22 protein-coding genes and 1 riboswitch are annotated in these 22,081 nt (G+C 70.7%); of the genes, 6 read left to right on the top strand and 16 right to left on the bottom strand.

The annotated features are described in order from the left end of the window. Nucleotides 1–31: 31 nt before the first annotated feature. The 6 genes from OG496_RS46535 to OG496_RS46510 all read right to left on the bottom strand — a co-directional run bounded on the left by OG496_RS46535 (nt 32) and on the right by OG496_RS46510 (nt 5,672). Nucleotides 32–934, bottom strand: coding sequence for a LysR family transcriptional regulator (locus OG496_RS46535; protein ID WP_366492020.1), 903 nt, complete (start codon nt 932–934; stop codon nt 32–34). Between the two features lie 75 nt (nt 935–1,009). Then, nucleotides 1,010–2,203, bottom strand: a complete 1,194-nt coding sequence (locus OG496_RS46530) for a glycine C-acetyltransferase (protein WP_405975192.1) — start codon at nt 2,201–2,203, stop codon at nt 1,010–1,012. Between the two features lie 94 nt (nt 2,204–2,297). Continuing rightward, the gene (gene tdh / locus OG496_RS46525; RefSeq protein WP_405975191.1) at nt 2,298–3,326 is read right to left on the bottom strand and encodes an L-threonine 3-dehydrogenase; all 1,029 of its coding nucleotides are present in this window, start codon (nt 3,324–3,326) and stop codon (nt 2,298–2,300) included. A gap of 154 nt (nt 3,327–3,480) precedes the next feature. After that, on the bottom strand, nt 3,481–3,849 hold the full coding sequence (locus OG496_RS46520) for a YybH family protein (RefSeq protein WP_405975190.1): 369 nt from the start codon (nt 3,847–3,849) through the stop codon (nt 3,481–3,483). Between the two features lie 15 nt (nt 3,850–3,864). Then, nucleotides 3,865–4,578, bottom strand: coding sequence for an SDR family NAD(P)-dependent oxidoreductase (locus OG496_RS46515; RefSeq protein WP_405975189.1), 714 nt, complete (start codon nt 4,576–4,578; stop codon nt 3,865–3,867). A gap of 173 nt (nt 4,579–4,751) precedes the next feature. Next, nucleotides 4,752–5,672, bottom strand: a complete 921-nt coding sequence (locus OG496_RS46510) for a LysR family transcriptional regulator (RefSeq protein WP_405975188.1) — start codon at nt 5,670–5,672, stop codon at nt 4,752–4,754. Nucleotides 5,673–5,813: 141 nt separating this feature from the next. On the opposite strand from OG496_RS46510, the gene OG496_RS46505 reads away from it, so the two are divergent. Further along, nucleotides 5,814–6,107, top strand: a complete 294-nt coding sequence (locus OG496_RS46505) for a muconolactone Delta-isomerase family protein (protein ID WP_366492156.1) — start codon at nt 5,814–5,816, stop codon at nt 6,105–6,107. 30 nt (nt 6,108–6,137) lie between these two features. Further along, on the top strand, nt 6,138–7,364 hold the full coding sequence (locus OG496_RS46500) for a YbfB/YjiJ family MFS transporter (protein WP_405975187.1): 1,227 nt from the start codon (nt 6,138–6,140) through the stop codon (nt 7,362–7,364). Here the strand turns inward: OG496_RS46500 and OG496_RS46495 are convergent, their stop codons facing one another. The 6 genes from OG496_RS46495 to OG496_RS46470 form a co-directional block, all read right to left on the bottom strand. Then, nucleotides 7,365–7,973: a TetR/AcrR family transcriptional regulator gene (locus OG496_RS46495; RefSeq protein ID WP_405975186.1), complete on the bottom strand. Its 609-nt coding sequence runs from the start codon at nt 7,971–7,973 to the stop codon at nt 7,365–7,367. 23 nt (nt 7,974–7,996) lie between these two features. Beyond that, nucleotides 7,997–8,572, bottom strand: a complete 576-nt coding sequence (locus OG496_RS46490) for a GAF domain-containing protein (protein ID WP_366492028.1) — start codon at nt 8,570–8,572, stop codon at nt 7,997–7,999. Between the two features lie 60 nt (nt 8,573–8,632). Next, a complete protein-coding gene (locus OG496_RS46485) occupies nt 8,633–9,250 on the bottom strand; it encodes an ATP/GTP-binding protein (protein ID WP_366492029.1) in 618 nt (205 codons plus the stop codon). Then, nucleotides 9,228–9,599, bottom strand: coding sequence for a DUF742 domain-containing protein (locus OG496_RS46480; RefSeq protein WP_327406991.1), 372 nt, complete (start codon nt 9,597–9,599; stop codon nt 9,228–9,230). Before OG496_RS46480 ends, OG496_RS46485 begins: the two co-directional genes overlap by 23 nt. Before the next feature lie 2 nt (nt 9,600–9,601). Continuing rightward, a complete protein-coding gene (locus OG496_RS46475) occupies nt 9,602–10,036 on the bottom strand; it encodes a roadblock/LC7 domain-containing protein (RefSeq protein WP_019069670.1) in 435 nt (144 codons plus the stop codon). Nucleotides 10,037–10,113: 77 nt separating this feature from the next. Continuing rightward, entirely contained in the window at nt 10,114–12,339 is a 2,226-nt protein-coding gene (locus OG496_RS46470; RefSeq protein WP_405975185.1) for an ATP-binding protein, read from the bottom strand. Nucleotides 12,340–12,759: 420 nt separating this feature from the next. Here OG496_RS46470 and OG496_RS46465 point away from each other — a divergent pair, with 420 nt between their 5' ends. Further along, nucleotides 12,760–13,110 (top strand): Rid family hydrolase, encoded by a 351-nt coding sequence (locus OG496_RS46465; RefSeq protein WP_405975184.1) that lies wholly within the window; start codon nt 12,760–12,762, stop codon nt 13,108–13,110. 33 nt (nt 13,111–13,143) lie between these two features. Here the strand turns inward: OG496_RS46465 and OG496_RS46460 are convergent, their stop codons facing one another. Further along, on the bottom strand, nt 13,144–14,346 hold the full coding sequence (locus OG496_RS46460; RefSeq protein ID WP_405975183.1) for an MBL fold metallo-hydrolase: 1,203 nt from the start codon (nt 14,344–14,346) through the stop codon (nt 13,144–13,146). A 284-nt stretch (nt 14,347–14,630) separates the two neighbouring features. Between OG496_RS46460 and OG496_RS46455 the strand changes: the two genes are divergently transcribed. Then, nucleotides 14,631–15,809 carry a Glu/Leu/Phe/Val dehydrogenase dimerization domain-containing protein gene (locus tag OG496_RS46455; protein ID WP_405975182.1) on the top strand — a complete coding sequence of 393 codons (1,179 nt, stop codon included), beginning with the start codon at nt 14,631–14,633 and terminating at the stop codon, nt 15,807–15,809. Between the two features lie 44 nt (nt 15,810–15,853). Next, entirely contained in the window at nt 15,854–16,468 is a 615-nt protein-coding gene (locus OG496_RS46450; RefSeq protein ID WP_405975181.1) for a TetR family transcriptional regulator C-terminal domain-containing protein, read from the top strand. A gap of 103 nt (nt 16,469–16,571) precedes the next feature. On the opposite strand, the gene OG496_RS46445 is transcribed toward OG496_RS46450, so the two are convergent. The 3 genes from OG496_RS46445 to OG496_RS46435 form a co-directional block, all read right to left on the bottom strand. Further along, entirely contained in the window at nt 16,572–17,357 is a 786-nt protein-coding gene (locus OG496_RS46445; protein ID WP_366492157.1) for an SGNH/GDSL hydrolase family protein, read from the bottom strand. A gap of 241 nt (nt 17,358–17,598) precedes the next feature. After that, nucleotides 17,599–18,543 (bottom strand): peptidoglycan DD-metalloendopeptidase family protein, encoded by a 945-nt coding sequence (locus OG496_RS46440; RefSeq protein ID WP_405975180.1) that lies wholly within the window; start codon nt 18,541–18,543, stop codon nt 17,599–17,601. A 4-nt stretch (nt 18,544–18,547) separates the two neighbouring features. After that, a riboswitch (cyclic di-AMP (ydaO/yuaA leader) is annotated at nt 18,548–18,710 on the bottom strand. A 303-nt stretch (nt 18,711–19,013) separates the two neighbouring features. After that, entirely contained in the window at nt 19,014–21,086 is a 2,073-nt protein-coding gene (locus OG496_RS46435) for an alpha-galactosidase (protein WP_405975179.1), read from the bottom strand. 170 nt (nt 21,087–21,256) lie between these two features. Between OG496_RS46435 and OG496_RS46430 the strand changes: the two genes are divergently transcribed. Then, nucleotides 21,257–22,054 carry a tyrosine-protein phosphatase gene (locus tag OG496_RS46430; RefSeq protein WP_405975178.1) on the top strand — a complete coding sequence of 266 codons (798 nt, stop codon included), beginning with the start codon at nt 21,257–21,259 and terminating at the stop codon, nt 22,052–22,054. Nucleotides 22,055–22,081 lie beyond the last annotated feature (27 nt).

Below are 22,081 nucleotides of genomic sequence, written 5' to 3'. Positions count from 1 at the left end.
GGGACGATATCCCGAATACGAGAAGACGAGGTTACGTCCGGGCCACTTCTTCCAACGCATCCAGTACCGGACGGATCAGCGGGTGCTCCTCCGTGCCGCGTCGTACGGCGGCGAAGACCCGGCGGGTCGGGGCCACCCCGTCGACGGGACGGACGACGACTCCGGTCAGGTCCATGCCGCGGAGCGCCGAGCGGGGTACGAGGGCCACGCCCGCGTCGGCCGAGGCGAGGGCGACCACGGCGCGGAAATCGTCGGAGGAGTGTTCGAGGCGGGGCTGGAATCCGGCGTTCTCGCAGGCCAGGACGACGACCTCGTGGCAGGGGTTGCCGGGGTAGGGGCCGATCCACGGGTCCTTGGCCAGTTCGGCGAGGGGGACCTCGTCGGCGTCGGCGAGGCGGTGGGTGACCGGGACGACCGCGTCGAACGGCTCGGCGTAGAGCGGGAGATGGGTCAGGCGCGGGTCGTCGGCGGGCGGGGCCCCGCGGTACTCGACGGCGACCGCGACATCCACCTGCCGGTCCAGCACCATCGGCAGGCTGGCGTCGCCCTCGGCGTCCTGGACGCGGATACGAATGCCGGGCGCGAGCCGGGCCAGCCGGGTCACCGCGGGTGCGACGACCTGCGCGATACCGGTCGCGAACGCGGCGACGGTGACCGTGCCGGCCGCACCCGAGCTGTACGCGGCGAGCTCCGCCTCGGCCCGCTCCAGCTGAGCCAGGACCACATTGGTATGGCTGAGCAGGATCTCCCCGGCCGGGGTCAGCCGCACGCCCTTGGCACCACGCTCGACCAGCCGGTGCCCGGTCTCCTGCTCCAGCGCGGCCAGCTGCTGCGAGACCGCCGAGGGCGTGAGATACAGCGCGGCGGCCGCCGCCGTCACGGTGCGGTGGTCGGCCACCGCACGAAGGATATGGAGCCGCCGCGCTTCGATCATGGGACCGATTATCGCAATATGTCCAAGCTGTTCGGTCCCCTAAGGTTTCCAGCCGTTCCCGGCCTCCGGTTCCACTCAGGCGTCCAGCTCCGCGCGGGCCGCCACAAACGCATCCACCGCCCGATTCACATCCTCCGTAGAGTGCGCAGCCGACAACTGCACCCGAATCCGAGCCTGCCCCTGCGGCACCACCGGATACGAGAAGCCGATGACATACACCCCCCGCTCCAGCAGCAGCTCCGCCATCCGCCCCGCCACCCCCGCGTCGCCGATCATCACCGGCGCGATGGCATGGTCACCGGGGAGGATGTCGAAGCCCTCCTCGGTCATCCTCCGGCGGAACAACGCGGTGTTCTCGGCGAGTTGGACGCGCAGGTCGTCCGCGGACTCCAGCAGGTCGAGCACCTTGAGCGACGCTGCCGCGATCACGGGGGCCAGGGTGTTCGAGAAGAGGTACGGCCGGGAGCGCTGGCGGAGCAGGGCGACGATCTCGGCGCGGGCGGCGACGTAGCCGCCGGAGGCGCCGCCCAGGGCCTTGCCGAGCGTGCCGGTGATGATGTCGACGCGGTCCATGACGCCGTGCAGTTCGGGGGTGCCGCGGCCGCCGGGGCCGACGAAGCCGACGGCGTGGGAGTCGTCGACCATGACCATCGCGTCGTAGCGGTCGGCGAGGTCGCAGATCTCGTGGAGGGGGGCTACGTAACCGTCCATGGAGAAGACGCCGTCGGTGACGATCAGCTTCCTGCGCGCACCCGACGCCTCCTTCAACTGCCCTTCCAGATCGGCCATGTCGCGGTTGGCGTAGCGCAGGCGGCGGGCCTTGGAGAGGCGGATGCCGTCGATGATCGAGGCGTGGTTGAGGGCGTCGGAGATGACCGCGTCCTCCGGGCCCAACAGGGTTTCGAAGACACCGCCGTTGGCGTCGAAGCAGGAGGAGTAGAGGATCGTGTCCTCCTGGCCGAGGAACGCGGCCAGCCGGGCCTCAAGTTCCTTGTGGACCTCCTGGGTTCCGCAGATGAAGCGCACGGACGCCATACCGTAGCCCCAGCGGTCGAGGGCCGCGTGGGCGGCGGCGACGACCTCGGGGTGGTCGGCGAGGCCGAGGTAGTTGTTGGCGCAGAAGTTGAGGACCTCGCCGGGGCGCCCGCCCGCGGTGACGTTCACCGTCGCGGACTGCGGGGAGCCGATCACGCGCTCGGGCTTGTGGAGTCCGGCCGCGCGGATCTCGTCGAGGGTGGTGCGGAGGTCGTCGCGCACGGAGTCGAACATGGGGGAAGCTCCTAAAGTTCCTTCGCCGAGAGGGAGTTACTCGGTCCGACAGGGAGTTGCTCGGTCCCAAAGGGAGTTACGCGCCCCATGGGAGTTACGCGGTCCAGTCCAGGATGACCTTGCCGCCCTTGCCGCTCGCCGCGTCCGCGAACGCCGCCTCGAAGTCGCGGTGTCCGTACCGGCCGGTGATCACGGGCGCGAGGTCCAGGCCGCCCTCCAGCAGGACCGACATCGCGTACCACGTCTCGAACATCTCACGGCCGTAGATGCCCTTGATGGTGAGCATCGAGGTGACGATGCGGGACCAGTCCACCGGGAACTCCTCGGCGGGCAGGCCCAGCATGGCGATACGGCCGCCGTGCGTCATGTTGGCGATCATGTCGCGCATGGCCTCGGGGCGGCCGGACATCTCCAGACCGATGTCGAAGCCCTCGCGGAGTCCCAACTCCCTCTGACCGTCGGCGATCTGAGTGTCCGTCACGTTCAGGGCGAGACTCACGCCTATCTTGCGCGCGAGGGCGAGGCGTTCCTCGCTCACATCCGTCACTACGACGTTCCGCGCACCCGCGTGCCGCGCAACTGCCGCCGCCATCAAGCCGATCGGGCCCGCACCGGTGATCAGCACGTCCTCGCCGACCAACGGGAAGGACAGCGCGGTGTGCACGGCGTTGCCGAACGGGTCGAAGATCGCGGCGACATCGAGGTCGACGGGGACACGGTGCACCCACACATTTGCGGCGGGCAGCGCGACGTACTCCGCGAAGGCCCCGTCCCGTCCGACGCCGAGCCCGACCGTGGCCCGGCACAGGTGGCGGCGCCCGGCCAGGCAGTTGCGGCACTTGCCGCACACCAAGTGGCCCTCGCCGCTGACCAGTTCACCGACGGCGATGTCGGCGACGTCCCGGCCGGTCCCGACGACCTCGCCCACGAACTCGTGGCCGAGCACCAGCGGCGTACGGATCGCCTGCTGAGCCCAGCCGTCCCAGTTCCGGATGTGCAGGTCGGTGCCGCAGATCCCGGTCCGCAGGACCTTGATCAGTACGTCGCCGGGTCCGACGGCGGGCTCCGGCACGTCCGCGAGCCACAGCCCGGGCTCCGCCTTCTCCTTGACCAGCGCCTTCAACGCTACGGCTCCTGAGGGTGAGGTCCCGGGCGCGGGCACGTCGAACGAGCCCGTTCCGGGGGGTGGAGTGGATTCTGTTAGCAATCTGCCCCACCGGAGCGCCCGGGTCCATCGAGGTTTTCTTAAGCCGTGCCGCAGCTTTCCTTCACAGCTGTCAGAGCCGCGACACCTGGTAGTGGGCGATGGACCACCCGTCCGCCACCCGCTTCACCAACACCGCGAGCTTCACGTCGACCGGCGGCCGGTCGGTGAACGTGAACTCCGTGTCCAGATAACCGAGTACGAGGTCGTCGGCGAGCCGACGGGTTTCGAGGATCTCGAACTCGGCTGTCATGCCCAGGGGTTGGGAGTCGTAGTACTCGGCGATTCCCTTCCGGCCGACGCTGTAGGGGTGCAGTCCCTGGAAGATCGCGTCCTCGGTGAAGAGCCGGGCCACTTCCTCCGGTTCATGCGCGTCCACGGCCGCTTTCCAGGGGGTCAGGACACCGCGCAGGACGAGTTCGTCGTCGTTCGTGCTGTTCATCTCCGTCGACCTTTCTCAGTGACCGGCGCTCATACCGCCGTCGACATGCAGGATCTCGCCGGTGACGAAGGGGGCGTTCTCCAAGAACACCACGGCGTCGACGATGTCGCTCACCTCGCCCATCCGGCCGACCGGGTGCAGTCCGGCGAGGCCTGTGTGGGTCTCCTCCGGGTGCATCGGGGTCTTGATGGTGCCGGGCGACACGGCGTTGGCGCGGATGCCGCGGGTGGCGTACTCGATGGCGAGGGACTTGGTCGCGGACTGCAGCCCGCCCTTGGTCAGCGAGGCGAGGGCGGAGGGGACGCGGGCGTCCGCGTTGTCGACCAGGCTGGTGGTGACGTTGACGATGTGGCCGCCGCCCTGGGCCAGCATGTGCCCGATGGCCAGCTGGGTGATCCGGAAGAACCCGGTCATGTTGATGCCGAGCACGGACGCGTAGTCGTCGGCCGTGTAGTCGGTGAACGGCTTGGCGACGAAGACGCCCGCGTTGTTGACCAGCGTGTCGACGCGGCCGAACCGCTCGATGGCGGCAGCGACGACCCGCTCGGCGGTCGCCGGGTCCGCGATGTCGCCCTGGACGGTCAGTACGTCCGCGTCGTCGGCGAGGGCGATGGTCCGCGAGGTGGCGACGACGGCGTAACCGAGCTTGCGGTACGCGTCGACGACGCCGGCGCCGATGCCCTGCGAGGCACCGGTGACGATCGCGACCTTCTGGTTCTGAGTGCTCATGACGACCTTCTCCGAAGTAGGTGCTGAGGTGCTCCCGGTCGATCGTTGATTACTAGCCGACCGGTCGCCTATTGGAGAAAGTAGGCGCCCCAGGGAAGCGAAAGCAAAGGTCGGAGGCGCTTTCCCCAGGACCGGAATCCTCGTTGCTGGGAGGCCTGTCCTCCCAGTCCACGTCAGCGGTGCGGGTCGCCCTCGGGCAGCCAGGCGTCGGGGGCGCGCAGCCCGAGGTCGCCGACGCCGTCGCAGAGGGCGTCGACGGCGGCGAGCACGGCCGTACGCGTCTCGCCCTCGCGCCACACCAGCGACCAGGTCCAGTGGACCGTCGGCCCGACGATCTCGCGGCGCACCAGGTCGGACGGCAGCGAAGTGGTCTGCCCCTTGGGCGAGTTGACGACCGGGCGGCGGCTGCGGCGGACGTGGTCGAAGAACGCGGGGCCGGTGACACCGCCGTCGGAGATGGGCACCGCGCGGGCCCCTGTGTCGCGCGCGAGCTGCTCGGCGTAGACGTTCCACGACGACCAGGAGTTGGTGTCGTCGTCGAGGAGGAGGGCGGTGTCCCTGGCCTGCACGTCACCGGTGTCGGGGCCCGGGGACACCGCGTACAGCCGGTCCGCGCCGAGCAGCCGGGCCCGGAGTCCGTGCCGCTTCAGGTCCTCGTCCCGTACCCAGCACACGGCCAGGTCCAGGCTGCCGTCCGCGACCCGGGCGGCCTGTGTGTGCGAGGGCGCGACCCACGCGTCGACGTGCACCTGGGCCACTCCGGCGGTGCGCGAAGTCAGGTCCGCGGGAAGCCAGTTGACGTAGCCGAGCCGCACCGCCTCCGAGCCCGCGAGCCGCCCGGCCCGGCGCCGGAGGTCGTCGGCGCGCTCCAGCAGGGCACGGGTGTGCGGGAGCAGGGCGGCTCCGGCCGGGGTGAGGGCGACCGAGCGGCGGTCGCGGTCGAAGAGCCGTACGCCCAGGTCGCGTTCGAGGGCCTTGATCTGCTGGGAGAGGGAGGGGCCGGCGATCAGGAGGCGGTCGGCGGCCCGGCCGAAGTTCAGCTCCTCGGCGACGGCGACGAAGTACCTCAGTTGGCGCAGCTCCACGTCCGTCATGCTACGCGCGCTGGGAGGCCGGGCCTCTCAGCAGGGAGCGAGCCCGTCGTGGCGCCCGGGCCGGTCACGGGCGACGATGAGGGCATGGAAGTCCGGCGCCCCGAAACCCCGCCGGGCGGGCCCGAACGGAGCGAGATCATGCTGCGAGAGTTCCTGGTCGAGATCACCACCACGATCCCCGAGGGCACCGCCCAGGAAGAGGTCGACCGGCGCCGCGCCGCCGAGGCGGTCCGTGCCCGCGAACTGGCCGCGACCGGCCATCTGGCCCGGCTGTGGCGCCCGGTCGGCGAACTGCGCAGCGTCGGCGTCTGGCGCGCCGCCGACGAGGAGGATCTCCACGCGAAGGTGCTCGGCACCCTGCCCCTGCACGCGTGGATGACCTTCGCCGTCACTCCGCTGGAACCGCACCCGAACGACCCCGGCTATGCGGAGTAACTCACCCTGCTCACAAGGGATTTCACCGCCATGAGCCCCTACGCCCCGGTCCCCGCACCCCGGGCGGAGGGCTCCCTCCTGTCCCCCTGGACCCACGTGGCGCGGGTCGCCGCGGCCCTCGCGGCGGGCATGGGGGTCGGCCGCTTCGTCTACACCTCGATCCTCCCGCTGATGCACGCGCAGGCGGGGCTCTCCACGGACGCCGGCGCCCACCTGGCCACCGCCAACTACGTCGGCTACCTCCTCGGCGCTCTCGCCGGCACCCTGCTCCCCGCCCTGGTCCGCTCCCGTGCGGCCCTGCGCGGTTCGTTCGTCCTGCTGATCGGCACGCTGGCCGCGATGCCCACCACCCACAGCACCACGGCATGGATCGCGCTGCGGCTACTGGCAGGGGTGGCGAGCGCGCTGATCTTCGTGGTCGCGGTCAGCTCGCTCCTCGGCCATCTGCGCAACCACCCGGCGCACATACCCGGTTGGGGCTTCGGCGGCGTGGGCGCCGGCATCGCGCTCTCCGGTCTGCTGGTCCTCGCCCTGCGCTCCGTAGCGGACTGGCAGGTCGCGTGGTGGTCCTCGGCCGCCCTCGCCACGGCACTCGCGGCGGCCGCGTGGAATCTACGGCCCGAGGCACCGGCCGCACCCTCAACCGGCGCCCCTGAAACGGCGGTTGACCCCTGGTTCGGCGCCCTGTTCGTGAGTTACACCCTGGAGGGCGTCGGCTACATCGTCGCCGGTACCTTCCTGGTCGCCGCGATCGGGCAGAGTTCCCCCGGCTGGATCGGCAGCGGCGCATGGGTGCTCGTGGGCCTGGCCGCCGTACCGTCCTCCGCGCTGTGGGCACGGCTCGGGCGCCGCTGGTCGCGGCCCGGGCTGCTCTGCGTGGCGCTGGTGATCCAGGCGGTCGGCATCGCCCTGCCCGCGCTGGTCGGCGGGGTCGCGGCGGCCCTGGTCGGCGCGGTGCTGTTCGGCGCGACCTTCATCGGCGTCAGCACGCTCGCCCTGGCCGCCGGGGCGGAGTTGCGATTCCCGCGCTCGGTGGCCCTGTTGACCGCCGGATACTCCGTCGGCCAGATCCTCGGCCCCCTCGCCGTGGCCCCGCTCCTGCACCACGGCTACCGCCCGGCCCTGCTCCTGGCCGCCGCGGTGGTCCTCGCCGCGGCGGTCGCAGCCGCCGTCCTGCGGACCGGCTTCCCGCGCCGTCGAGCGGTGGCGCTACGACACTCCGCGCCCGCCCGGGACGTACGGACCGCCGGTCGTTGATCAGGCAGTACGGGCCCCGAGCAGGGCCAGGCAGTTGGCCCAAAGGGGGCTCAGACGCCCGGTGTTGTTGTAGAGCTTCGCGAACATCACCTGGCCCTCCAACTGCGCGACGACGGAACGCGCCGCCTCCCGGGAGTCGTTGACGGTGACGTCCCCGCGCTCGCGCGCCTCGCCGATGACCGCGGCGACCATCTCGACCTGGGCGTCGAAGATCTCCTGGAGCCGCGCGCGAACGGCCTCCGTCTGATTGCTCATCTCCAGGCTGAGGTTGCCGAACAGACAGCCCAGCACGGTGCCGCAGCCCTGCTGCACGGCGTGCTGGCCGGCCTCGGTCTCCTCGAACAACTGCCGCAGCCGGTCCAGCGGTTGAGCACCACCGGTGTCCCCGCTCAGGATGCGCGTCCACTCCCGGCGCTGGTCCGCCCAGTGTTCGTCGACGACGGCCAGCGCGAGTGCCTCCTTCGACGCGTAGAAGTAGTAGAAACTGCCCTTCGGCACTCCGGCGGCCTTGCAGATCTCGGCCACCCCCAGCGCCGAGTAGCCGCGCGCCTCGAAGAGCGTCCGCCCGGCGGCGAGGATCTTCTCTCCGGCGTCACTGGTCCTACCCATACGACAACTGTACGACCGGTCGGCTATCCCCCGCCGAGCAGTTCGAGCCGGGCCACCAGCTCCGCCGCCGTCGATTTGATCGTCTCCAGCCCCGGCTTCCCCCACGGCCGCGGCTCGGTGTCGACGACACACACCGTGCCCAGCACCATCCCCGTGGAGTCGATGAGCGGCGCCCCCAGATAGGAACGGATCCCGAACTCGTCGACGACCGGATTGCCCGCGAACCGCGGATAGTCGCAGACGTCCTCCAGCACCAGTGCCTTACGTCGGACCACCACATGGGGGCAGAACCCATAGTCACGCGCCAACTGCCGGCCCACCTCGGGCTTGGCGTGCTCCCCTGCCGAGACGGGCCGGGGCAGTCCCACCCCGCCCGGAGTGTGCAGACCGGCGAAGAACTGCCGGTTCTCGTCGATGAAGTTGACCATGGCGTACGGCGCCCCGGTCAGGTCGGCCAGATGGTCCGCGAAGGCGTCGAGCGCCGGGTCCGGGTGCTCCCCCAGGCCCAACCCGCGCAGCCGGCGCCGCCGTTGAGGGGCCTCCTTGTCCTCGGGCGTGAGCAGCAGACGACCGGCCGGACGCGGCGGGTCGTAGCTCATGGGCGAACTCCGTCCATGTGGACGTATGGCATAAAGGAACTCCGTGGCGGTGTGCGGGGATCACATGTGGGCACCATGGCTCGGCGCGTGTGCCGGGGCGTGGGCGATGAGATGGCGTACGAGGGTCAGCAGGGTCTGGACTCCGGAACTGGAGATCCGCGCGTCGCAGCGGACGACCGGGATCCCGGGGTCGAGGTCTATGGCGGCACGCACCTCCTCGGGGTCGTAGCGGTAGGAGCCGTCGAACTCGTTGATCGCGACGATGAAGCCGAGGCCGCGCTGCTCGAAGAAGTCGACGGCCGCGAAGCACTCCTCCAGCCGTCGGGTGTCGGCGAGGATGACCGCGCCGAGCGCGCCTTCGGACAGCTCGTCCCACATGAACCAGAACCGTTCCTGTCCGGGCGTGCCGAACAGATAGAGCACGTGTTCCGGGTCGAGGGTGATCCGGCCGAAGTCCATCGCCACGGTCGTCTCGACCTTGTTCTCGATGCCTTCGAGATCGTCGGTCGCGGCACTGACCGTGGTGAGCAGCTCCTCCGTGCTGAGCGGCGCGATCTCGCTCACCGCGCCGACGAAGGTCGTCTTGCCGACGCCGAAGCCGCCCGCCACCAGGATCTTCAGTGCGGTGGGGAAGGGGTCGTGGCCGCTCTCGTGGTCAGAGCTGTCGTCGTAGTCCATCGAGCACTGCCTCCAGAAGAGACCGGTCAGTGGGGTTGTGGTGGAACTCGGGTGGCTTGGTGGTCAGCGTCCCGCAGTCGACGAGGTCCGACAGCAGCACCTTGGTGACCGCGGCCGGCAGCTTCAGGTGGGCGGCGACCTCGGCGACCGAGACGGGCGCGCGGCACAGGTCGAGCGCCTGCGCGTGCTCGGGCCCGAGGTAGCCGAGGGGGGTGGCGCCGGTGGCCATCACCTGCGACAGGAGGTCGAGTGCGACGGAGGGCCGGGTACGGCCGTTGCTGACCGTGAAGGGGCGCACCAGACGTCCGGCCGCGTCGTCCAACCAAGGCCCGTCGCCGGCCGTCGCCACGCTCAAGGCCTCATCGCAGGGGATTCGACGGCGTGCTGCCGGGGGGCGGTCACGAGGTAGGGGCGGACGCTCTTGACCAGCATCGCCATCTCGTAGCCGAGGACGGCCGCGTCGGCCTCCCGCCCGGCGAGCACGGCGAGACAGGTGCCGGAGCCGGCCGTGGTGACGAAGAGCAGCGTCGAGTCGAGCTCGACGACGACCTGCCGGACGTCTCCACCGTCACCGAAGCGGACGCCCGCGCTACGGCCGAGGGAGTACAGCCCGGAGGCCAGGGCGGCCATGTGGTCGGCGCTGTCGGGGTCGAGCCCGTGAACCGACTTCACGAGCCCGTCGCAGGAGAGCAGGACCGCGCTGGTGGTGTGCGGTACGCGCTGCACGAGGCCGCTCATCAGCCAGTCGAGATCGGATACATGGCCGGTCGGCGCGTCGCTCGCCATGGTGGATCGACTCCTTGGGGTACGAAGGTCTGCGGGAGCGCGGGTGGGGGTGCTTGTGGGGGTGGGGGCGTGCGTGGTCATCCGGCTGATGCGCTCCCGTCGTGCCGGGCGGTGAGGTCGTGGTCATGGCCGAGCACATGCGCGTGCGCTTCGGTTATGGGGGCCGCGTCCATGTGGGGGGCGAGGGTGAAGCGGTCCGTCCCGGTGTCCGGTGTCGTGGGCTGAGCGGTGTAGCGGTGGAGTGCGGTGTCCATGTAGCCGGAGCCCATGTGCGTTGCCGACATGTGGGGCTGGTCCACAGGGGTGGTCGCGTCCAGGGCGGAGGAGTCCGCGTGGAGCGCGTTCACGTAGAGACCGCCTGTGTGGACGCCGGTCGTGTCGGCCCCGTTGGTGTGCGGGAACTCCATGTGGTCCGGCGCCATGTGGTCGGACTCCACGTGGTCTGACGCCATGTGCGGTGACGCCACCTCGCCCTCGTCCAACGGCACCACACCGTCCGCCGCCTCGGCCGCCTCCATGTGCTGCTGCGCCTCCGCGAGGCCGATCCCGCGTTGGAACGCGGCCATCAGGCCCGGGTCGTGGCCGGCGGGGTGTTCGGAGTCCTGGCGGGGGGTGGGGCCGTCGCGGAGTTGGGGGGCGATGTGTTCCTGGGCGCGGCGCCGGGGCAGTTGGGGCGGCTTGCCCATGGTGCCGCGTACCGCTCCGCCGCGTGGGACGGGCGGTGCGGTCATGTTCTCGGCCACGGTCCCCCGGTCGTCGGGACGGATGCCGGGCACCGCTTCCGAGGGGTTGGCCCGTTCCGCGTGGGCACCGCGCACGGGCAACGGCACCGGTCCGCTGCCGTCCGTCCCCGCTGCGGCGGACGGTACGGAGTCCCGTCGCTGATGCCGACCCGGTGACCCCGACCCGCGCTGATGCCGACCCGGCGTGCCAGGAGCACCGGACGGCGCCGACGCGCCCTGCCCGACGGCGAGTTGACCACCCTCGGCCCCACCCCGCGCGTGCCCCTCGATCCGCGGAGCCTGCTGCGGCGGGACGAGCGGATGCCCCCCGCCCAAGGTGTCCTGCGGCTGTCCTACGACCCCGGGGGCGCCCGGCGCCGTACCCAACAGGGCCTGTGGCACCACGAGTACGGCCTGCACCCCGCCGTAGATGTTGGTCTGCAGGCGGACGTGGATGCCGTGGCGGCGGGCGAGTTGGGAGACGACGAACAGGCCGATACGGCCGTCGGCCAGCAGGCTGGCGACGTTGACCTGGTCGGGGTCGGTGAGCAGGGCGTTCATCCGGCTCTGTTCGCCGGCGGGCATGCCTAGTCCGCGGTCCTCGACCTCGACGGCGAGGCCCGAGGTCACGAGGTTGACGCGGAGCAGCACTTGGGTGTGCGGGGCGGAGAACACCGTGGCGTTCTCGACGAGTTCGGCCAGCAGGTGGATCACGTCGGCTACGGCGTGGCCGCGCAGGGTGCCGTCGATCGGCGGCACGAGTTTCACGCGGGAGTACTGCTCGACCTCGGCGATGGCGGAGCGCAGCACCTCGGTCATGGAGACCGGGTTGCTCCACTGTCTGCGCGAGACGGCGCCGCCGAGGACGGCGAGGTTCTCGGCGTGGCGGCGGATGCGGGTGGCGAGGTGGTCGACGTGGAAAAGGCCCTTGAGCAGGTCGGGGTCCTCGATCTCGTTCTCCAGCTCGTCGAGGAGGGAGATCTCCCGGTGCACGAGGGACTGCAGGCGCCGGGCGAGGTTGACGAAGACCTCGACTTTCTGTTCGCTGCCCGCCTGGCTGGAGAGCTGTGCGGCCGCGACGACGGCGGTGACGGCGCCGTCGTGCGCGTGCGCCAGGTCGGCGGCGAGCAGGTCGAAGTCGTCGGCGTCCCCGGGGAGCTTCGTGCGCGGCTTGCGTAGGGGTGGGCCCTCACCGCGGCGCAGCGCCTCGACCAGGTCGCGCAGATCGGCCTCGCCACGCGCGCTGCTGCGGCGCAGGGCGCCGATGCGGTCGCTGACGGAGCCGGCGGCACGGCCTGCGGCGACGGCGGCGATCAGGATGCCGGCGAAGGTCACGGACGTGGCTCCGGCGAGGACGCCCCAGAGGGTGAGGCTGGTCCGCGCGCCGGTGGAGCGGACGGTGAACAGGACGGCCGCGCTGGCGCTCAGCGCGACCGCGACGGGCGGCAGCACGGCGAGGCGCAGGAGTTGGGGGCGTATGTGCGTCTCGGGCAGTGCGGGCACGGGGCGGGCGGCCGGTCGCCCGTGCCGGCCGCCCTCACGGCGGTCTGCGCGTGCGGCCGGTGCACGGAGTTGAGACATCGGCGTCCTCGTACTGGTGCGTCGGGCCGGTTGGTTCGCGCGGGGTGCGCGATTCGGGCATACGCCATCGCGGTGCCGGTCGAGAGAGCCGAAGATTTCGGCCCTGCGTCGCCCGACGGACACTCACAGTAGTCGTCAACGCATCAGGTGCGGTGGGCAGTTGACAAACTCCCCCGGGGAGCGTCCCGCTCTGGTATGAGGCCTCGTACGACAGACCGATAACCCCCTCGACCACACGCCGAAGAAGGACAAAGAACCGATCGCGCCTGATCGGAACCGGTCACGAACGGGCGCCGGCGGCCGGGCGGTTCGATGCCGCCCCGCCTCCGGCCCGCATCCGCCCCTCACCCAGAGGCGGGCCGCAGAGGCGTTTCCCGGAATCCCGGCCATGCTCGACCACACCCCGGAACATGACAGAACGTGACCGCGACGGAGGCGTACGAGCGCGTCAGGCGTCGAAGCGGCGGCGGGCGGCCTCGATGGGACCGAGGTATCGGTGGGTCCAACCACACGTGCCGGGTCGAGCGGAGCTGTCTCACTGTCGGCACCGCGCCGGCCGCGGTCGGCGCGTCCTTCGACGACGTGGTGAAGCCGACCGTCTACGTCGTCGACTGGGCCCCTGCCAAGACGCCTCTGTTCCTGGAGGGGGTCGCCCGGGCCAGCGCTGCGCTGGGGAGCACGCCGATGGCGCCGGGCACACTGATCGGCGTGGCGGCCCTGGACGTGCCGGACCATCTGGTCGAGGTCGAAGCCGCCGCGGTCATCGACTGAGCAGAGCCGGCAGGACGGGACCTTTTCGCCCTGTCAGCGTTCGTTCGCGAGGTCCAGTTCCGCCGGAGCGGTCGTCGGCTTCTGTTCCGTATCCACCGGCTTCGGGGTCCGCCAGGGGTGGTCGATCGTTCCCCCGAAGGGCCGCCACCACGGGTCCGTCGTCAGGTCGCCGCCCGGTTCGAACGGCTCGCCCGGCCTCGGCGTGGCCACGGCCTGGCCGGCCGCTTCGCCCTCGTCCGCGGTCCACTCGCCGGGCTCGGCCCACGGGTGCAGCGCCAGATTGAAGGTGCCCCAGTGGATCGGCAGCAGCACCCCGTGCGGCTGCCCGCCCTGGAGGTCGAGGTGGGCGCGCATGCCCTCCTCGGGTGTCATGTGGATGTCGGGCCAGAACTCGCTGTACGCGCCGATCTGGATCATCGTGGCGTCGAACGGGCCGTGCGCGGCACCGATGTCCTTGAAGCCCTCGAAGTAGCCGGTGTCGCCGCTGTGGTAGATCCGGTGCTCGTCTCCGGCGACCACCCAGGAGGCCCAGAGGGTGTGCTGGGTGTTGCGCAGGCCGCGGCCGCAGAAGTGCCGGGCCGGGGTGGCGGTCAGGGTGAGGCCGCCGACCTTGGTCTCCTCGTGCCAGTCCAGCTCGCGCAGCCGGTCGGGGGACACACCCCAGTGCTCCAGGTGGGCACCGACGCCCAGCGGCACGGCGAACAGGGTGTCCGTGTCGGCCAGCGCCTTGATCGTGGGCATGTCCAGGTGGTCGTAGTGGTCGTGCGAGATGACCACGACGTCGACCGGGCCGAGCGCGGCGATCGGCAGGGGCACCGGGTGCAGCCGCTTCGGTCCGGCGAACGGGAACGGGGAGCAGCGCTCGCCCCACACCGGGTCGAAGAGGACCCGGTGGCCGTCGATCTCCGCGAGCACGCTGGAGTGCCCCATCCAGGTCAGCCGCAGCCCGGTCGCGGCAGGCCTGGCCAGGTCGGCGAGGGTGGTGGCGTGCACCGGCAGCGTGCCGTCGGGGGCGCGGAGGGCGCGCTGCTCCTTGTCGAGGTAGGACTTCCCCATCCCGCGCATCGCGCCGCCGGACGGGCGGAGGCTCGTATTGCCCCCGGGGTTCTGGAAGACCCCGTCCTTGAAGTGGGGTGATCTGCGGATGCGCGCCAGGCGCTCGCCGCTCGGGTCCGCGCCGAAGGCAGCGGGCTGCAGCGCGCGGAGCCCGGAGCTCAGCGTACGGAATCCGGTCACGATGCCTCCAGCTCGGGTCGGTCAGGCTTTCCATTATGGTCGACCCCTGTGACAACGCCGCTGCGTCGGCGTCATCGGGGCCGGTTTCCAAGGAAAGACCAAAGTTCCGCGCCGGAGGTTGACACCGCGGGACGGAACTCGTCCTTCCGTTGACAGGACACGCCACCTCTTCCGATACTGACTCGCCATTCAGTACCCGCCATTCAGCACGGCCCGCCCGGTACGCGCTCCAGCACTCGTCCTGCCCGTACTCGCCCTGTCGGCCGGCGCCCCGAGGAGCCCGTATGACCGCCCCCTTGATGTCGCTCACCTGGACCGACCACGTCACCGGCCGCCAGGGCTTCCTGGTCGTCGACCGGCTGGTGCGCGGTGTGTCCAGCGGCGGACTGCGGATGCGGCCGGGCTGCACGCTCGACGAGGTGGCGGGGCTGGCCCGGGGCATGACCATGAAAGAGGCGCTGCACTACGACCCGGAGGGCCGGTACATCCCCCTGGGCGGCGCCAAGGGCGGCATCGACTGCGATCCCCAGGACCCGGTGTCGTACGGCCTCCTCGTGCGCTATCTGCGCGCCATGCGGCCGTACATCGAGAGCTTCTGGACGACGGGTGAGGATCTCGGACTCACCCAGGACCTGGTCGACCGAGCCGCCGCGGAGGCGGGGCTCGTGTCGTCGATCCAGGCCGTGTATCCGCTGCTCGACGACGAGACCGCGGCGCGGCGGCGGCTCGCGGACGCCTTCGCGGTCGAGGTGGACGGCATCGGTCTCGACGAGCTGGTCGGCGGCTGCGGGGTCGCCGAGTCGGTGCTCGCGGCGCTGGACCGGGCGGGCGTGCCGTACGCGGGGACACGGGTCGCCGTGCAGGGGCTGGGCACCATGGGCGGAGCCACGGCACGGTTCCTCACGCGCGCGGGGCTGTCGGTCGTCGCCGTCGCCGACATCAAGGGCACGGTCGCGAACCCGGCCGGCCTCGACGTGGACGCGCTGCTCGCGGCCCGGGACACGTACGGCACCGTTGACCGCTCCGCGCTGCGCCCGGGCGACCTCGAACTCCCCGGCGAGGACTGGCTGTCCGTCGACGCGGAGGTGCTGGTTCCGGCAGCGGTGTCGTACGCGATCGACACCACGAACCAGCAGGGGATCACCGCCCGCTGGATCGTCGAGGCGGCCAACATGCCCGTACTGCCCGAGGCGGAGGAGCTGCTGTCCGCGCGTGGGGTCACCGTGCTGCCGGACGTGGTCGTGAACTCCGGGACGAACGCCTGGTGGTGGTGGACCCTGTTCGGCGACATCGGCGCCGACGCGGACGAGGCGTTCGCGCACACCCGGCGTTCGATGCGCGCCCTGATCGACCGGATGCTGGCCCGCGCGGAGGCCGACGGCACGACACCGCGCGCCGCCGCGCACGCCATCGTCGCGGACCGGCTGCCGGTCATCGCGGAACGGTTCGGCTGGTACCGGTGACGTACGGGACACCACCCCTAGGGGCAACGGATTAGGGTGACCGCGTGGCGAGAGTGCGGTTGAGCGTGGTGGAACGGCGGGCCGAGTTGCTGCGGGCCGCCGTCGAGCAGATCGAGGCGCGGGGTGTGGCGGCGGTCAGGATCGCCGACGTGGCCTCGGCCCTCGGCGTGAGCAATGCGCTGGTGCTCTATCACTTCTCGACCAAGGAGAAACTGGTCGCCGCCGCGTTCGCCTTCGCCGCCGAGGCCGACCTCGCACATCTCCACAAGCTCCTGGACCGCCGTACGACCGCGCTGCGCCGACTGCGGGCAGCGGTGCGCTGGTACGCGCCGACCGGGCAGGCCAAGGGCTGGCGGCTGTGGATCGAGGGCTGGGCGGCGGCCCTGCGCGAACCCGCCCTCCTGGACGTCACCCGCGATCTCGACCGGCAGTGGAAACAAGCACTCGCGGAGGTCGTCGCCGAGGGCGTGGCCGCGGGCGAGTTCCACTGCCCGGACCCGGCCACCACAGCCCTGCGCCTCACGGCCCTCCTGGACGGCCTCGCCGTACAGATGACGGCATACGCGGGAGCGGTGCCGCGGGCACGGGCCCTGGAGTGGGTCGACGAGGCACTCGCACGGGAACTGGGCCTGGAGCGGGCGGCGTTGACCGCTCCCTGAGTCGTTCCCCAAGAAGCCGCCTCTTCGAGGAGACACCTCCCGAAAAAGCCACCTCTCCGAGGGGTCACCTCCACACCCGGCACCCCGTTACGGCGTCGCCCCGTCAGGCCACCCGCTCGATCCGCATCTTGATGTCGTCCGGCGACAGCGCGCCCTTGGCCTCGACATGGTCCCCGGAGGACTCGCCGCGCAGCCGGCGCCCGATCCACGGGACCAGGTACTCGCGTGCCCAGTGCACGTCGTCGCGCCGGACGTCGAGCGTGCCGCGGGGCGGCAGCGGGGGCCAGGGCTGGTCCGGGTCGGCCGGGACCTCGACACCGAGGACCTGGCCGGCGCGGAGCGCCACGCGCGTGTGCCCCTCGGGAGAGAGGTGGAGCCGGTCGCCGTCCCAGGCTCGCCGGTCCTGGACCGTCTTGAGGGACCACAGGTCGAGCACCGGGCAGCCGTACCGGTCGGCGATGGCCCGCACATGTCCGTTGTAGGTGGCGATCTTGCCGCGCAGATGCTTGAGCACGGGCACGCCGCGGGTGTCGAAGCCGGTCGTCACCATGACGGTGCCGACGGCGGCGGTGAGGTCGGCCACCGCGCGTTCGAAGCGCTCGGCGACCTCGTCGGGGTCGGTGCCCGGACGGATGATGTCGTTGCCGCCCGCGGCCAGAGAGACCAGGTCGGGCCCGATCTCCTTGGCCCGGGTGAGCTGGTCGGCCACGATCTGGTCGAGCAGCTTCCCGCGCACGGCCAGGTTGGTGTACTCGAAGTCGCCCTCGGGCCGCCGGTCCGCGAGCAGTACCGCGAACCGGTCGGCCCAGCCGACCATCGCCCCGTCGGGCCCTGGGTCGCCGACGCCCTCGGTGAAGCTGTCCCCCACCGCCACGTACGACCCGATCACTGATCTGTTGTCACTCTTCGAATCGTTAGCCACGGCAACCATAATTCACCCTCGCATGTGACCTACGCGATCGTATTTAGGGGTTGACGGGCGGTGATATAAGCCACTTGTAAAGGGTTGTCCAAAGTCGGAATAACCCTCTGAGCAGGGGCGTTCACCCCGGAACTGCTACGCCCGAAGGCCGGACCCAAGAATCTGGGTCCGGCCTTCGGTTGCGTGAAGCAGGTGTCGGGGCCCGGTGTCAGCCGACGGTGACGCCGTGCGAGCGGAGGTAGGCGACCGGGTCCACGTCCGAGCCGTAGTACGGCGTGGTCCGGATCTCGAAGTGCAGGTGCGGGCCGGTCACGTTGCCGGTCGCGCCGGAGAGGCCTATCTGCTGGCCCTCGGTCACGGTCTGGCCGGCCGAGGCGGACAGCTGCGACATGTGGGCGTACTGCGAGTACTCGCCGTCCGCGTGCCGGATGACGACCTCGTTGCCGTAGGCGCCGTCGTAGGCCGCCGAGACGACCGTGCCCGCGGCGACCGCCTTGACGGTGGTGCCGGTCGGGACGACGAAGTCGACGCCGGTGTGGTAACCGCTGGACCACATGCTGCCCGCGACGCGGTAGCCGGTGCCGATGGTGCCACCGGTCACGGGGAGGGTGTAACCCGAGGAAGTACTGGTGCTGGTGCTGTCGTCGCTCTGCGAGGCCGACGCGCTCTTCGAGGAGGAGGACGACGAAGACGAAGAGCCGGACGACGTCGACGAGTTGGACGACTTGCTCGCGCCCGTCTCGCTGGTCCCGCCCGTCGATGCCTTCTCGCCGAGGGAGAGCTTCAGGCCTGGGTGGATCAGCGACGGGTCGCCGCCGATGGCCTCGCGGTTGTCCTGGTAGAGCTTCTTCCAGCCGCCGGTGACGTCCTGCTCCTCGGCGATCTTCGCAAGCCAGTCGCCGGCCTTCACCGAATACGTCTTGACGCCCGAGGCCTTGGAGACGGTCTTCGCGGTCGCCTTCTCAGAAACCGTCTTCTCGGCCGCCGGAACGGACTGAACTGCCTTTTCCGGAGCGGAAGTCGTGGTCGCGGCATGGGCGCCGGTGGCCCCCATGAGCGGAAGGGCGAGCGCGGCGCCGCCGGTTCCGGCTACGGCCATCGAGCGGGTGAGTCGCTGGGACTTCGGGCGGCGGTGCTTACCCTTCGCGGGCATGACGAATTCCTCTCCGGCGCCTGCGAGGTGAGCTGTCGGGTGCGGGCTGGAGATGCCCGGCCGCGCGCTGGTCGCGGCTAAACCCCAAGCCCGTTCCGGAGACCGGAACAGGCGTCTTACCTGTGGGTCCCCCGCTCCTGCCGCATACGGGTGGGTGTGTGCGGAGTCCGGTCGGCGGCAGGATTGGGCGTCCGTCCGGATTGGTGGCGAACGTAAGCGAGGAAGACGCAAAGGGACAAGCAGGAGGTTCCACGGATTTGCGTTCCTTGTGTTTCCCTGTGGGAATTCACCGTCACCCTCCGTGAATTCCCACAGGACTCAACCCCTCAATTCCCCTGTAAAAGCACGTCAATTACGTGAACATGACGAACGACGCACGGTCACGAATATGACGCTGCTCACGTACACAACTCTCAGGTTCCTTTATTCCAGAGCGAGTTGGAACGAAGGCTGCAATTGGGACAGAGGGATCAGATGCGACGCAGGCGGATAACTGTCGCATCGAGGTCACCACGCAGGCCGGTGCGCAGGCCGTGATGCAACAGGACGGCCCCCCGGTGGACTTCGCCCGTTTCGAGGCATTCGTACGACGCTGTCGGGTCGAGCCCGCGCAGCCGGAGCGCCGGTACGGGCTCGCCGTAATGCTGTGCCTGGAGCAGGGCGAGGACGACGGTCTCGTCGCCGCGCACGTACTGCACGGCGCTGAGTCCACCGCTCGGCGGGCGCAGCCGGTGGAGGTCACCGTGTTGCACGAGCGGCCTGATCTCCTTGTAGAGATCCACCCACCGGCGGGCCTCGGCGAGTTCCTCCTCGGTCCACTCCGAGAGGTCGCCGCCGACGCCCAGCACTCCGGCCATGGCGCTCACGAAACGGAAGCGCAGGCTGCTGACCCGGTTGTTGAGCTGGGTGTTGGGGCTGTCGGTGACCCAGGCGGCCATCACGCGCGCGGGGTGGATCTGGCTGAAGCCGTGCTGGATGGCCAGCCGGTCGAGCGGGTCGGTGTTGTCCGAGGTCCACACCTGGTCCGTGCGGCTCAGGATGCCGAGGTCGATCCGGCCGCCGCCGCCCGAGCAGGACTCGAAGGCCACACCCGGGTGGGCCGCCCGCAGCCGGTCGAACAGGGCGTACAGCGCGCGCACATGGTCGACCCAGAGGCGCTGCGGATAGGCGTCACCGGGCCACCCGGCATCCGTGAAGCAGCGGTTGAAGTCCCACTTCACGTAGTCGATCGGGGCGCTGGAGAGCAGCCCGTCGAGCTGCTCCCAGAGGTACTCCTGGACGTCCTCGCGGGCGAGGTTCAGTACGAGCTGATTGCGGAACTCCGTCCGCTTTCGCCCCTCTTGGTGCTGCACCCAGTCGGGGTGCGCGCGGTACAGGTCGCTGTCCGCGTTGACCATCTCGGGCTCGACCCAGATGCCGAACTGCATGCCCAGCGCGTGGACGCGGTCGGCAAGGGGCTTGAGGCCGGCCGGGAAGCGGTCCGGGTTGGGGGTCCAGTCACCGAGCCCGGCACGGTCGCTGGTGCGCTTCCCGAACCAGCCGTCGTCGACCACGAACAGCTCGACCCCGAGCGCCGCCGCGCGCTGCGCGAGCGTCTCCTGCTGCTCCTCGGAGATGTCGAACTGGGTGGCCTCCCAGGAGTTGTAGAGCACCGGCCGGTCCTGGTCGGCGTCCGGGATGACGTACGTCCGCTGGTAGTCGTGCCAGGTGCGGCTGGCACCCCCAAACCCGGCGTCGCTCCACAGGCCGGCGAAGACGGGGGTCGTGAAGGACTCCCCCGCTTCCAGGAGCAGCAGCCCGGAGTCGTCGTACCCGGCACCGCCGGTGATCTGCACGCGCGCGTCCGGGAGTTGGGCCACGGCGATCCGCCAGGACCCCGACCAGCCGAGGGCACAGCCGTAGACCTCACCGCGCTCCTCGGTCGCGTCCGTGTCGAGCGCGACCCAGGGCAGGTGCTGGTGCCCGGTGTGGCCCCGCCGGCTGCCGATGACCTTCTCACCGTAGGTGAGGTCGGACCGCACCAGCCGCGACTCGGCGGCCCACCGCCCGTGCAGCTGCGACAGCCGCCACCCCTCCCGCTCGGGCAGCGTCCACACGGCGGAGTCGGCGCGCAGCAGCTCCAGCGCCTCGGCCCCGTCGTTGCCGAGGCTCGTCCAGCGCTCCACGACGTCGCCGCGCATCCGGTAGTGCAGCGTGATCGCGAGGCCGGTGTCCCGGAAGCGCAGCCGCAGTTCGTCGCCCTCGGTGTCGTACCGCTCGAAGGTCCATTCCGTGCCGCGGCGCCCGGGGGTGCGCACGGACAGGGCGGGGCGTGCGAAGCGGGGGCCGCCCTCGACGGGGTACTCCTCGCGGCCGTCGAGCGGGGACTCGAAGGAGGAGCCGACGGGCAGCGGGCGGGCGGCGAGCTCCTCTGCGTCGGCGAGTGCGATCGCGGGGCCCCAGTGCAGGTGGAGCAGCTCGTCGTCCTCGGTGAGATGGACGGCGTAACTGCTCGCGGGACCCGACAGCACCCACGTACGGCCGTTCTCGGCGATCTCCAGCATCAGGTTCCTCACAGATTCGAACAAGTCCGCTCAAGCGCCAACATCATCAACGGCGGGAGGCCTGTGAGGCAACGCCTGTGGACAACTCATTGCCTGTCGGACCCATGTCGTATCGTCGAGAACGTGCCCGCCGGTGAGCCGCGTCGTCGGGCCGAGTGGGAGGAGTCCTCGTGACGCAGCAGATTCCGTCGACCGAGCCGGAGTTGTCCGGAGTGCGCAATTTCCGGGACGTGGGCGGACTTCCGACGGTGGACGGACGGCGGGTGCGGCACGGGGTGCTGTTCCGCAGCGGCCACCTCGCGCACGCGACCGAGGAGGACGCCGCGTTCCTCGACTCGCTGGGACTGCACACGATCTTCGACTTCCGCAACGCGTCGGACCAGAAGCTGGAGGGTCCCGACGTCGAGCTGCCCGGTGTGCGCAATGTGAATCTGCCGCTGAGCGACCCGGCGGACGGCTCCGAGTTCTGGAAGATGGTCCGCGACGGCGAGATGGACCAGCTGCGCGAGATCCTCGGCGGCGACAAGGGCGCGAACCGGATGATCGCCTCGTACCGCACGATCATCAAGGAGCGCACCGCCGAGCACTCCCAGGTGCTGCGCTCGCTCGCGGAGGACAGTGTTCCCGCGCTGATGCACTGCGCGGCGGGCAAGGACCGCGCGGGCCTGTCGATAGCCGTGACGCTGCTCGCCGTGGGCGTGGAGCGCGAGGCGATCGTGGCCGACTACCTGGAGTCGAACGCGAAGCACCGCCGCTACAAGGTGCGCCGCAGCGGCTCCTCCGCCTCGGCCTACTCCCCCGAGGTGATGGAGCTCCTCAGCCCCCTCTTCGACGCCCGCGCCGAGTATCTGACGACGGCCTTCGAGACCGTCGAGGAAACCTGGGGCGGCGTGGACGCCTACCTGGAACAGGGACTCGGGATCACCCCGGAGATCCGGGAGCGGCTGCGCGAGCGCCTGCTCGACTGAACCGGACCTGGTGAACCGGCCGCCGCG

The sequence above is a fragment of the Streptomyces sp. NBC_00988 genome, from assembly GCF_045162645.1.
Lineage (GTDB): Bacteria > Actinomycetota > Actinomycetes > Streptomycetales > Streptomycetaceae > Streptomyces.
Note: the sequence above shows the minus strand (reverse complement) of the source record. Positions and strands in the feature narration are given on the sequence as shown.